This is a genomic window from Saccharothrix sp. NBAS 001 (genome assembly GCF_056640475.1).
This window is the reverse complement of record NZ_CM153251.1, coordinates 4,616,270-4,630,053: the sequence shown is the minus strand read 5'-3', so window position 1 is coordinate 4,630,053 and position 13,784 is coordinate 4,616,270. Positions and strand designations below refer to the sequence as shown.

Below are 13,784 nucleotides of genomic sequence, written 5' to 3'. Positions count from 1 at the left end.
AAGCTGGTTACGGCGGATCTCCGGGAGACGCGTCGGCGGTTGGAGTCGGTGGAGGCGGCGGCGTCGGAGCCGGTTGCCGTGGTGGGTATGGGTTGTCGTTTTCCCGGTGGGGTGTCGTCACCGGAGGAGTTGTGGCGGCTGGTCGAGTCCGGTGTGGATGCCGTGTCGGAGTTCCCGGGCGATCGTGGCTGGGATGTCGAGGCGATCTACGACCCGGATCCGGAGGCGGTGGGGAAGTCGTACACGCGTCGTGGTGGGTTTCTGCATGACGCGGGTGATTTTGATGCGGGGTTTTTCGGGATTTCGCCGCGTGAGGCGTTGGCGATGGATCCGCAGCAGCGGTTGTTGTTGGAGGTGTCCTGGGAGGCGGTGGAGTACGCGGGGCTCGACCCGGCCTCGTTGCGGGGCCGGCGGGTCGGGGTGTTCAGCGGCGTTATCGCCCAGGAGTACGCCTCGCTGCTGACCAAGACCCAGGAGATGCAGGGTCACTTGCTCACCGGGACCACGACGAGTGTGGCGTCCGGCCGGGTGGCGTACTGCCTGGGCCTGGAGGGTCCGGCGGTGTCGGTGGATACGGCGTGTTCGTCGTCGTTGGTGGCGTTGCACTTGGCGGTGCAGTCGGTGCGTGCCGGGGAGTGCTCGATGGCGCTCGCGGGCGGGGCCACCGTCATGGCCGGTCCCGGGCTCTTCCTTGACCTCTGCCGTCAGCGCGGGTTGGCGCCTGATGGGCGGTGCAAGGCGTTCGGTGCGGGTGCGGACGGGTTCGGCCCGGCTGAGGGCGTTGGTGTGTTGTTGGTGCAGCGGTTGTCGGATGCGCTGGCGGAGGGTCGGCGGGTTCTGGCGGTGGTTCGAGGGAGCGCGATCAACCAGGATGGCGCCTCGAACGGCCTGACCGCACCCAACGACCTCGCCCAGGAACGGGTGATTCGGGCTGCGTTGGAGCAGGCGAGTCTGGAGCCGGTTGATGTCGACGTCGTGGAGGCGCACGGGACTGGGACGCGGTTGGGTGATCCGATCGAGGCTCAGGCGTTGATTGCCGCCTATGGGCGGGATCGTGGGCGTCCGTTGTGGCTTGGTTCGTTGAAGTCGAACATCGGGCACACGCAGGCCGCGGCCGGTGTCGGCGGCGTGATCAAGATGATCATGGCCATGCGGCACGGGGTGCTGCCGCGCACTCTGCACGCGGATGAGCCGTCGCCTTACGTGGACTGGAGTTCCGGGGCGCTCGCGTTGCTGACGGAGGAGCGGGAGTGGCCTGATCCGGGGAGGCCGCGGCGGGCCGGGGTGTCGTCGTTCGGTATCAGTGGCACCAATGCGCACGTGATTCTTGAAGCGGGGCCGGAACCGGAGGCCGAGCCGGAGGGCGAGCCTGGTCCTGCTGTGTGGGTGTTGTCGGGGAAGTCTCCCGAGGCTTTGCGGGCGCAGGCGGTGCGGTTGGCTGAGCATGTCCGTGAGCAGTCCGGGTTCTCCGTGGCTGACGTTGGGGCGTCGTTGTCGCGGCGGTCGCGGTTTGATCATCGTGCTGTGGTGGTCGGTGTGGATCGGGATGCGTTGCTGTCCGGGTTGGGGACGTTGGACGTTGCGGGTCGGGTGGTTGCGGGTTCCGGTCGGGGTGTGGTGTTGGTGTTCCCGGGTCAGGGTTCGCAGTGGCGGGGTATGGGGCGGGAGCTGTGGGAGTCCAGCTCTGTTTTTCGGGATGTGTTGGGGGAGTGCGCCGAGGCGCTGGATCCACTGGTGGGGTTCTCGGTGGTGGATGTGGTGCGTGGGCGGGCGGAGATGCCGGTCACCGAGTTGAGTGGTGGCGGTGTGGTGGATCGGGTGGACGCGGTTCAGCCGGTTCTGTTCGCCGTGATGGTGGCGCTGGCTCGGGTGTGGCAGTCCTGGGGTGTCCAGGTCGCCGGGGTGGTGGGTCATTCGCAGGGTGAGATTGCTGCTGCGTGTGTGGCGGGGGCGTTGTCCCTGCGTGATGCGGCGACGGTGGTGGCGTTGCGGTCGAGGGCGTTGCGGGCGTTGTGTGGCGAGGGCTCGATGATGTCGGTGTCGTTGTCGCGTGCGGATGTCGAGGAACTCGTCGCCGGCTGGGGCGGCGTTGGTGTTGCGGCGGTGAACGGGCCTGCTACGACGGTGATCTCCGGCCCGGTTGACGGTCTGCAAGGTGTTCATGGCGAGTGTGAGCGGCGTGGGGTGCGGGCTCGGTGGATTCCGGTCGACTACGCGTCGCACTCGGAGCACGTCGAACGTATCGAGGCCGAGCTTCTGACGGAGTTGGCCGGGATCAGGCCGCGTGGGAGTGAGATCCCGTTCTATTCCACGGTTTCCGGTGAGCGGGTGGACACCGGTGGGCTGGACGCCGCCTACTGGTATCGCAACCTGCGGCAGACGGTGTTGTTCTCCGACACCGTCGGGGTGGTGGCGCAAGAGGGGCACCGTGCGTTCGTCGAGGTGAGTGCGCATCCGGTGCTGGTTCCGGCGTTGCACGACATCCTTCAGGGCTTCGAGGCCGTCGTTGTCGGTTCGTTGCGACGTGACGAGGGTGGTCTGGACCGTTTGGTCCGGTCTGCGGCCGAAGCGTTCGTCGGCGGTGTCGACATCGACTGGACGAAGGTCGTCCCCAAAGGGCGGGTGGTCCCGCTGCCGACGTACGCCTTCCAACGCGAGCGGTTCTGGTTCGTCCCGGAGCAGACAGGTGCCGACACGGTGCAGGACGCGTGGCGCTACCAGGTGGTCTGGCGGTCCCTGCCGGCCGCACCGACCGGGCACGTTACGGGCTCGTGGCTGGTGGTCGCACCTGCCGGGGCTGGTGAGATCGCGTCGCACGTCGGCCGGGCGCTGGCCGGCGCGGAGGGCCCCGCGCAGGTGCTTGAGCTCGACGCCGCCGAGCCCGACCGACACGACTGGGCCAAGGCGCTCGACGAGTTCCCCGGGACCACCGGGATCGTCTCGCTGCTCGCGCTGGCGGAGCACGGCGACACCAGCACCGGCGTGGCCGCCACTGTCGTGCTGGCGCAGGCCCTTCTGGACACCGGGCTGGACGCGCGGCTGTGGGCGTTGACCCGGGGTGCGGTCGGGGTCGACGTCGATGATCCCGTTCGGGACCCGGTGCAGGCCCAGGTCTGGGGTGCGGGTCGCGTGATCGGGTTGGAGCACCCCGACCGGTGGGGTGGCCTGGTCGACCTGCCCGCCGTGCCTGCCACGGCCACCGGGCTCGCCGAGGTGATCGGGCGCCATCTGGCGGCCGTTGTGAGCGGGTCCGCCGGCGAGGACCAGGTCGCGCTGCGGTCTGGTGGCGTCTACGGGCGGAGGCTGGTGCGGGCGCGCGGCAGCCGTGCGGGCGAGTGGCGGGTGTCGGGCACGGTGCTGGTCACCGGTGGTACCGGGGCGTTGGGTGCGCACGTCGCGCGTTGGCTGGCCGGCCGTGGTGCCGAGCACCTGGTGCTGGTGAGCCGTCGTGGCCTCGATGCGCCCGGCGCGGCAGAGCTGCGGGCGGAACTGGAACAGCTCGGGCCGGAGGTGACGATCGCGGCCTGCGACATCACCGACCGCGCCGCGCTGGCGGCGCTCCTCGAACCGCTGGACGACCTCGACGCGGTCGTGCACACGGCGGCCGTGCTGGACGACGGCACGATCGGCACGCTGACCCCGGACCAGATGACCTGGGCGGCGCGCGCGAAGGTGCGGGGTGCGCTCAACCTGCACGAGCTGACCGAGCACCGCGAGCTCTCGGCTTTCGTGCTGTTCTCGTCGTACGCGGCCGTGTTCGGGGCGCCCGGTCTCGGCAACTACGCGCCCGGCAACGCCTTCCTCGACGGGCTCGCCGAGCTGCGTCGGTCGCGGGGGCTGGTGGCGACGTCGGTCGCGTGGGGGACGTGGGCCGGGAACGGCATGGCGGTGGAAGCCGTGCGGGATCGGAGCAGGCGGCACGGTCTGTTCGAGTTCGCACCCGAAGCGGCCCTGTCGACGCTGGAACAGGTACTGCTGGCGGACGACGCCACGGCGGCGGTGATGGACATCCGCTGGGACCGGTTCGTGTCGGCGTACACGCTGGAGCGCCCTTCCCGGTTCATCGACGAGATTCCCGAGGTGCGCGCACTGCTCGCCGACGCGGCGACCGGTAAGGCCACCCGGATCGAGCCCGCCGGCCTGCGGGAAGAACTGGCCGCCATGGCACCGGACGAGCGGGAGAACACCGTCGTCGGCCTGGTCGCCGGGCAAGTCGGCGAGGTGCTCAGCCTTCGCGACGCGGGTGCGGACGTCCACCGGTCGTTCAAGCAGATGGGGTTCGACTCGCTCACCGTGGTCGAGCTGCGCAACCGGCTGAACGCGATCACCGGGTTGCAGCTGCCGGTCGGCATCGTCTTCGACCACCCCGACATCGAGTCGCTGGCCCGCTACCTGCTCGACCAGCTGATCGTGGATCCGGCGGTCGGCGTGGTCGACGGGTTCGACCGGTGGAAGTCGTTGTTGTCCGGCGTGGAGCTGCCGGACGAGGTTCGCCAGGACTTGGCACGACGGTTGCGCGGAGTGTTGGTGGACTTGGCGTCGGGTGGTGGGGACGTCGATTCCGACGAGGAGATGTTCTCGATGATCGAACGCGAGCTGGGTATCGGTTGATTCCTTCTGCCGGCGGGTTGTCCTTCTGTAGGGAGTGGGTGTGACAGTGGGGGCCGAAGAAAAGCTCCGGAGCTACTTGAAGCTGGTTACGGCGGATCTCCGGGAGACGCGTCGGCGGTTGGAGTCGGTGGAGGCGGCGGCGTCGGAGCCGGTTGCCGTGGTGGGTATGGGTTGTCGTTTTCCCGGTGGGGTGTCGTCACCGGAGGAGTTGTGGCGGCTGGTCGAGTCCGGTGTGGATGCGATCGGGGACTTCCCGGGGAATCGCGGCTGGAACCTGGACGAGTTGTTCGACCCGGATCCGGAGGCGGTGGGGAAGTCGTACACGCGTCGTGGTGGGTTTCTGCATGACGCGGGTGATTTTGATGCGGGGTTTTTCGGGATTTCGCCGCGTGAGGCGTTGGCGATGGATCCGCAGCAGCGGTTGTTGCTGGAGGTGTCCTGGGAGGCAGTGGAGTACGCCGGGATCGACCCGGTTTCGCTGCGCGGCCGGCCGGTCGGCGTGTTCGCCGGCCTGACCAATCACCACTACGCGCACGACCCGACGCGGACCCCGGAATCGGTGCAGGGGCACGTCATCATCGGGAACACCACCAGCCTCGGTTCCGGCCGGGTGGCGTACTGCCTGGGCCTGGAGGGTCCGGCGGTGTCGGTGGATACGGCGTGTTCGTCGTCGTTGGTGGCGTTGCACTTGGCGGTGCAGTCGGTGCGTGCCGGGGAGTGCTCGATGGCGCTGGCCGGTGGTGTGACCGTGATGCCGCACCCGGGGATGTTCGTGGAGTTCAGCCGTCAGCGTGGGTTGGCGCCTGATGGGCGGTGCAAGGCGTTCGGTGCGGGTGCGGACGGGTTCGGCCCGGCTGAGGGCGTTGGTGTGTTGTTGGTGCAGCGGTTGTCGGATGCGCTGGCGGAGGGTCGGCGGGTTCTGGCGGTGGTTCGAGGGAGTGCGGTCAACCAGGACGGTGCCAGCAACGGTTTGACGGCGCCGAACGGGTCGGCTCAGCAGCGGGTCATCCGGGCGGCGCTGAACCACGCGAAGGTGGAGCCCCACGAGATCGACGTGGTGGAGGCGCACGGGACCGGGACGCGGTTGGGTGATCCGATCGAGGCGCAGGCGTTGTTGGCGACGTATGGGCGCAACCGTGGGCGTCCGTTGTGGCTTGGTTCGTTGAAGTCGAACATCGGGCACACGCAGGCTGCTGCCGGTGTGGCCGGTGTGATCAAGATGGTGATGGCGATGCGGCACGGGGTGCTGCCGCGGACGCTGCACGTCGATGATCCGTCGCCTTACGTGGACTGGAGTTCCGGGGCGCTCGCGTTGCTGACGGAGAACCAGGTGTGGCCTGACCTGGGGAGGCCGCGGCGGGCTGCGGTGTCGTCGTTCGGTATCAGTGGCACCAATGCGCACGTGATTCTTGAAGCGGGACCGGAACCCGAAGCGGAGCCGGAGGGCGAACCCGGGCCTGGTGTGTGGGTGTTGTCGGCGAAGTCGTCCGAGGCGTTGAGGGCTCAGGCAGCGCGGCTTGCCGAGCACGTCCGCCGGGTGCCGACCGGCATCGCCGACATCGGAACGTCGTTGTTGCGGCGGTCGCGGTTCGATCATCGTGCTGTGGTGGTTGGTGCGGATCGGGATGCGTTGCTGTCCGGGTTGGGCACGCTGGACGTTGCGGGTCGGGTGGTTGCGGGTGCCGGCCGTGGTGTGGTGTTGGTGTTCCCGGGTCAGGGTTCGCAGTGGCGGGGTATGGGGCGGGAGCTGTGGGAATCCAGCGCCGTTTTCCGCGACGAGCTGGACCAGTGCGCGCGAGTGCTCGATCCGTTGGTCGGGTTCTCGGTGGTGGATGTGGTGCGTGGGCGGGCGGAGATGCCGGTCACCGAGTTGAGTGGTGGCGGTGTGGTGGATCGGGTGGACGCGGTTCAGCCGGTTCTGTTCGCCGTGATGGTGGCGCTGGCTCGGGTGTGGCAGTCCTGGGGTGTCCAGGTCGCGGGTGTGGTGGGTCATTCGCAGGGCGAGATCGCTGCTGCTTGTGTTGCGGGTGCGTTGTCGCTTGAGGATGCGGCGACGGTGGTGGCGCTGCGGTCACGCGCGTTGCGGGCGCTGTGTGGTGAGGGCTCGATGATGTCGCTCGCGCTGTCCCGTGTCGAGGCGGAGGAGTTCGTCGCCGGCTGGGGTGGCGTCGGGGTCGCGGCGGTGAACGGGCCTGCTACGACGGTGATCTCCGGGCCGGTCGGCGGGTTGCAAGGTGTGTATGACGAGTGTGAGCGGCGTGGGGTGCGGGCTCGGTGGATTCCGGTCGACTACGCGTCGCATTCCGAGCACGTCGAACGCATCGAGGCCCGGTTGCTGACCGACCTCGCGGGAATCACGCCGCGTGGGAGTGGGATCCCGTTCTACTCCACGGTTACTGGTGAGCTGCTGGACACGAGTACGCTCGACGCCGCCTACTGGTACCGCAACCTGCGCCAAACAGTCCTGTTCTCCGACACGATCCACACCCTGGCAGAAGCCGGCAGCCACGCGTTCATCGAGGTCAGCGCGCACCCCGTGCTCGTCCCGGCGCTGCACGACATCCTCCAGGACTCCGAAGCCATCGTCGTAGGCTCGCTGCGCCGTGATGAAGGCAGCCTGGACCGGCTGATCCGGTCTGCGACCGAAGCCTACGTCCGTGGCGTGGACATCGACTGGGCCGTTGTGCAGCCGATCGGCCGAACGGTGGTGCTGCCCACCTACGCCTTCCAGCGGGAGCGGTACTGGCTCGAACGTTCCGCACTCGGCGATTCGTCCGATGTGGACGGAGATGCGTTCTGGGCCGCAGTGGAGCGCGGTGATGCCGAGGCGCTGAGCGTCGATCTCGGCGTCGCCGAGGACACACCGTTGCGGGAGCTGGTGCCCGCGCTGTCCGCTTGGCGCCGTCGCCGCGACCAGGACGTGGTGGTCGACCGGTGGCGTTACCGGGTGGACTGGCGAGTCCTGCCCAAGGGCACCGTCGGGGTGCCGGGTCGGTGGCTGGTGGTCCGGCCTGCCGGTGCGGCAGGCGATCTCGCCGACCGGATCGCGAACGTCCTCGGTGCGGACGTGCTGGAACTGGGCGCACCCGACCGCCCGGCCTGGGCCGGACTGCTCGCTGCCCACCGCGACTGCACGGGGATCATCTCGCTGCCGGTGCCGACCGACGCCGGGTTGGTGTCCACCGTGACGCTGGTGCAGGCCGTGCTGGCCGCCGGCCTGGACGCGCGGGTGTGGGCGGTCACCCAGGGGGCGGTGGGTACCGGTGGCGATGACGCGGTGCTGCATCCGGAGCAGGCCCAGGTGTGGGGAGCGGGCCGGGTGATCGCTCTGGAACATCCGGATCTTTGGGGCGGCCTGATCGATCTGCCGGCCGATCCCGAACTGGTCCTGGAACGCGATCTCGCCGCAGTCCTCAGCGGCGCGGAGGACCAGGTCGCGTTGCGGCCCGGGGGTGTCTACGGTCGCCGGCTGGTACGCGCCGGGGCGGTGTCGAAGACGGGCTCGTGGTCGGCGCGGGGGACGGTGCTGATCACCGGTGGCACCGGCGGCTTGGGTGCGCACGTTGCGCGCTGGATGGCGGCGCACGGTGCCGAGCACCTGGTGTTGACGAGCCGCCGTGGCCCGGATGCGCCCGGTGCGGTCGATCTGCGGGAAGAGTTGGCCCAGCTCGGCGCGGACGTGACGATCGCCGCTTGTGACGTGGCCGATCGCGATGCCCTCGCCGCGCTGCTCGACAACCTGCGGGCCGATGGTCACGCGATCCGCACCGTCGTCCACACCGCGGGCGTGGTCGCTGTCGAAGAGGTCGTGCACCTTGACCCCAGCGCGATCCGAGAGGTGTTGGCGGGGAAGGTCCGCGGCGCGATTCTGCTGGACGAACTGCTGGCCGACACCCCGTTGGACGCCTTCGTGCTGTTCTCGTCGAACGCGGGCGTGTGGGGCAGCGGTGGGCAGGCGGCCTACGCGGCGGCGAACGCGTTCCTCGACGCGTTGGCGGACTGGCGTCGGGCACGGGGCAGGCAGGCGACGTCCATCGCCTGGGGCGCCTGGGCGGGCGCGGGCATGGTCGAGGAGACGGACGCCGGCGAACTGCTCCGGCGGCAGGGCGTTCGGGCGATGGACCCGGAGCTCGCCGTTGCCGCCCTCATCCGCGCGCTGGAGTGCGACGAGCGGTTCCTGGCCGTTGCCGACGTCGACTGGGCCTCGTTCGCGCCGGTCTTCACCGCCCACCGGCCGAGTCAGCTCATCGGGGAACTCGACGAGGTACGTGATGCGCTCGCCGTCGACACGTCCGGGAAGGACGTCACCGAGCTCGGGAAGCGCCTGCTGCCGTTGGGGCCAGCCGAGCGTTTTGGTGTGGTGTTGGAGTTGGTGTGTGGGTGTGTGGCGGGGGTGTTGGGGTTTGGTTCGGGTGGTGTGGTGGAGGTTGGTCGGGCGTTTCGGGAGTTGGGTCTCGATTCGTTGACGGCGGTGGAGTTGCGGAATCGGTTGGGTGTGGCGGCGGGGTTGCGTTTGCCGGTGTCGGTGGTTTTCGACTATCCGAATGCGGAGGCGTTGGCGCGGTTTGTGGTTGACGAGTTGGTCGGTGCTTCCCGTGAGGTGGTTGAGCGCCAGGTCGTTGCGCAAGTGGTTGACGATCCGATCGTGATCGTGGGGATGGGTTGCCGGTTCCCTGGTGGGGTGTCCTCGCCGGAGGGGTTGTGGGACCTGGTCGCGGCCGGTGCCGATGCTGTGGGTGGGTTCCCGACCGACCGGGGCTGGGACCTTGAAGGGCTCTACGACTCCGATCCCGATGCGGTGGGGAAGTCGTACACGCGCAGTGGTGGGTTCCTGTACGAGGCCGGCGATTTTGATGCCGGGTTCTTCGGGATTTCGCCGCGTGAGGCGTTGGCGATGGATCCGCAGCAGCGGTTGTTGTTGGAGGTGTCGTGGGAGGCGATCGAGGGCGCCGGGGTTGATCCGCTTTCTCTTCGTGGTGGTCAGGTGGGTGTTTTTGTCGGGGCGAGTCATCGGGATTATGTGTCCGGTGTGGCTCCGGTGGAGGTCGAGGGTTATTCGCTGACGGGTAATGCGTCGAGTGTGGTGTCTGGTCGGGTTGCGTATTTTTTGGGCCTGGAGGGTCCGGCGGTGACGGTGGATACGGCGTGTTCGTCGTCTCTGGTGGCGTTGCATTTGGCGGCTCAGTCGTTGCGGTTGGGTGAGTGTTCGTTGGCGTTGGCGGGTGGTGTGGCGGTGATGCCGCATGCCGATGTGTTTGTGGAGTTCAGTCGTCAGCGTGGTCTTGCTGTGGATGGGCGTTGTAGGTCGTTCGCGGCGGGTGCTGACGGGACTGGGTGGGCCGAGGGTGTCGGTGTGTTGGTGGTGCAGCGGCTGTCGGACGCGCTGGCCGAGGGACGTCGGGTTCTGGCGGTGGTTCGGGGGAGTGCGGTCAACCAGGACGGTGCTTCGAACGGCTTGACGGCGCCGAATGGTCCGGCGCAGCAGCGGGTTATCCGTGCGGCCCTTGCCCAAGCCCAGTTGGAGCCGGGTGATGTGGATGTGGTGGAGGCGCACGGGACAGGGACGCGGTTGGGCGACCCGATCGAGGCGCATGCTTTGTTGGCGACCTACGGCCAGGATCGTGAGCGTCCGTTGTGGCTGGGTTCGTTGAAGTCGAACATCGGGCATGCGCAGTCCGCTGCGGGTGTTGGCGGGATCATCAAGATGGTCATGGCGATGCGGCACGGAGTGCTGCCCCGGACCTTGCACGCCGAGGAGCCGACGCCGGAGGTCGACTGGTCGTCGGGTGCGGTGTCGTTGTTGACGGAGAGCCAGGAGTGGCCTGAGACGGGTCGTCCGTATCGGGCCGGCGTGTCGTCGTTCGGTATCAGTGGCACGAATGCGCACGTGATTCTGGAGTCGCCCGAGCCCGAGCCCGAGCCCGAGCCCGAGCCTGAGGCCGAGGTGGAGTCGGTGTCGGGGCCTGGTGTGTGGGTGTTGTCGGGGAAGTCGCCGGAGGCGTTGCGGGCGCAGGCGGTGCGGTTGGCTGAGCATGTGCGCCGAGTGCCTGTCGGCGTGGCTGACGTTGGGGCGTCGTTGTTGCGGCGGTCGCGGTTCGTGCATCGGGCGGTCGTCACTGGTGCTGATCGGGATGTGTTGCTGGCCGGCTTGGACGCGGTGGGTGTCGGGGTTTCCGATGCGGTCGACGTGGTGTCGGGAGCCGGTGGCGTGGCGGTGGTTTTTGGTGGGCAGGGTTCGCAGCGGGTCGGGATGGGCCGTGAGCTGTATGAGCGGTTCCCTGTTTTTGCCGAGGCTTTTGACGAGGTGGTGGGCCACTTCGAGCCTGGGTTGCGGGACGTCATGTGGAGTGATGAGGAGGGGTTGGGTGCGACCCTCTACACCCAACCTGCTTTGTTTGCGTTCGAGGTTGGCGTGTTCCGGTTGTTGGAGTCGTGGGGTGTCGAGGTCGAGGCCGTTGCCGGGCATTCGATTGGTGAGATCACGGCGGCGCACGTCGCAGGAGTGCTGAGCCTTGAGGATGCGTCGACGCTGGTGGCGGTGCGGGCGTCGGTGATGCAGGCGTTGCCCGAGGGTGGCGCGATGGTCGCTGTCGGTGCCGGCGAGGACGTCGTCCGTGGGTTGCTTCCGGGTGACGGGGTGTCGATCGCGGCGGTGAACGCGCCGGAGTCGGTTGTCGTGTCTGGGATAGAGGACGCGGTGCTCGCGGTGGCTGATCGGGCGAAGGCGGCTGGGTTGCGTACTACTCGTTTGCGGGTGTCGCACGCTTTCCATTCGGTGTTGATGGACCCGGCGCTTGATGGGTTCGTGAAGAGGATCGACGCAATCACGCCGCAGGAGCCGAGGATTCCGGTGGTTTCCGGTGTGACCGGTGAGCTTGCTGGTGAGGGGTATGGCACGGCCGCGTATTGGGCTGAGCATGTGCGTGAGCCGGTGAGGTTCGCGGATGTGGTTCGCACGTTGAACGCGCAGGGTGTGGCGACGTTGGTGGAGGTGGGGCCGCGCAGTGTGTTGGCGGCTCCTGCGACCGACACGTTGGCCGGTGCCGACGTGGCCGTGGTGACGGCGTCAGACCCGGGAACTCTGGTGTCTGCGGTGGGCAAGGCTCACGCCCGTGGCGCGGAGGTGGACTGGGAACGGATCGTGCCGGCGGGACGGGTCGTGCCGCTCCCGTCCTACGCCTTCCAGCGCGAGCGGTACTGGATCACGCGACCGTCGGTGCAACGGGGTGAAGCCGATGACAACGGGTGGCGCTACCACGTCACCTGGCAGGCACTGCCCGCGAGCCGTCCCACGACGTTGTCCGGCAGGTGGCTCGTCGTCACGCCGAGTGGTGCTCCGGCGGTCCGGGAGATCGCCGACCAGGCCGCACTCGCCGTCGGCGCGAAGTCCGTGCTGGAGCTGGAGGTCGCCGAGCCGGATCGGGTTGCTTGGGCGCGGTTGCTGCACGCGGAGGGAGAGGTGGCGGGAATCGTCTCCCTGCTGGCCCTTGCTCCCGACGAGGCCGGCGAAGGCGTCGGCGTGGTCGCCACGGCGACGCTGGTGCAGGCCGTGCTGGACTCCGGACCCGGACTCCGGGTCTGGGCGCTCACACAGGGCGCGGTGGGCACCGGGCACACCGACCCGGTCCGCGATCCCATTCAGGCGCAGGTGTGGGGTGCGGGGCCGGTGATCGCGCTGGAGCACCCCGAGCTGTGGGGTGGCGTGATCGACCTGCCCGAGACCGCCGGGGGCGTGATCGTGCGCGACCTCGCCGCTGTGCTCGGTGGTGCCGAGGACCAGGTCGCGTTGCGGCCGGACGGCGTCTACGGACGGCGCCTGACGCGTGCGCGTGCCGGTGACGCCGCCGCCCGGTGGCAGGCATCCGGGACGGTGCTGATCACGGGCGGTACCGGTGGCCTGGGTATGCACGTGGCGCGCTGGGTTGCTGTACGCGGTGCCGATCACGTCGTGCTGGTGAGCCGTCGAGGACCGGGGGCGGAGGGCGCGGCGGAGCTGCGGGCCGAGCTCGAATCATTGGGTGCGCGGGTGACGATCGCGGCCTGTGACGTGACCGATGCCGCGCAGATGGCGCAGGTGGTTGCTGGCATCGCGGACGACCGGCCGTTGTCGGTGGTGCACGCCGCCGGGGCGGTGAGTGACGGTGTCGTCGGTTCGCTGCCGCCGGCGGCGTGGTCGTCGGTGCTGGGTGTGAAAGTCGCGGGCACGCGGGTCTTGGAAGAGGTGACGGCAGGCCGGGATGTGCCGGTGTTCGTGGTGTTCTCCTCCCTGGCGGCAACGGTGGGCAACGCCGGACAGAGCAACTACAGCGCGGCGAACGCGTGCGTCGACGCGATGATGGAACGTCGTCGGGCACGTGGCCTGGCCGGGACGTCGGTGGCGTGGGGGCCGTGGGCCGGCGACGGCATGGCCGCCAAGGTCGGCCCGGAAGGCGTCGACAGCTGGAGCCGGGGCGGGATCACCGCGATGGAGCCCGGCGCCGCGATCGACGTGCTGGAGCGGGTCCTGGCGCTCGGTGAGACCAGCGTCGCGGTCGCCGCCGTCGACTGGGCGCGGTTCGCCGAGGTGTTCACCCTGACGCGGCCGAGTCCGCTGCTCGAACACCTCGTTCCCGCGCCGACCGGCGAGAGCGCCGCACCCGCTGTCGAGCCGATCACCGGCCGGCTGGCCGCGCTCGGCCCCGTCGAGGCCGAGCGCGTGCTGCTCGACCTCGTGCGGGAGCACAGCAGCGAGGTGCTGGGGCACAGGGCGTTGCTCGGGCCGGACGAGACGTTCACCGATGTCGGCTTCACGTCGTTGGCGGCGATCCAGTTGCGCAACCGGCTGAACACCGTGACCGGGCTGACGTTGTCGGCGGCGGTCACCTACGACTACCCGACGCCCCGCGCGCTCGCCCACCGCATCACCGTGCTGCTCTTCCGGGACACCGATCCGGTCGACAGCGTCATCGCCGAGATCGAGAAGGTCGAGTCGGTGCTCGCGGTGCTGCCGGACGACGGCGCGCGATCCCGGGTTGCCAACCGGTTGCAGGCGTTGCTGGTGAAGGTGCACACCGGCCGTGCGGCGGGCGGCGGGTCCGGGGGTGACGACCTGGAGTCCGCGACGTCCGAGGAGATGTTCGACTTCATCGACAAGCAGCTCGGACTTTCCTGACAGGCCAAGCTCTGCCCGCCGG

Annotated in this window: 1 protein-coding gene and 1 pseudogene; both read left to right on the top strand. The window is 69.0% G+C overall.

Going from position 1 to position 13,784, the window contains the following annotated elements:
- Positions 1-4,611: pseudogene (locus AC0HI0_RS18880) on the top strand (type I polyketide synthase); the annotation flags it as partial.
- A gap of 40 nt (positions 4,612-4,651) precedes the next feature.
- Positions 4,652-13,762 (top strand): type I polyketide synthase, encoded by a 9,111-nt coding sequence (locus AC0HI0_RS18875; RefSeq protein WP_480933681.1) that lies wholly within the window; start codon positions 4,652-4,654, stop codon positions 13,760-13,762.
- Positions 13,763-13,784 lie beyond the last annotated feature (22 nt).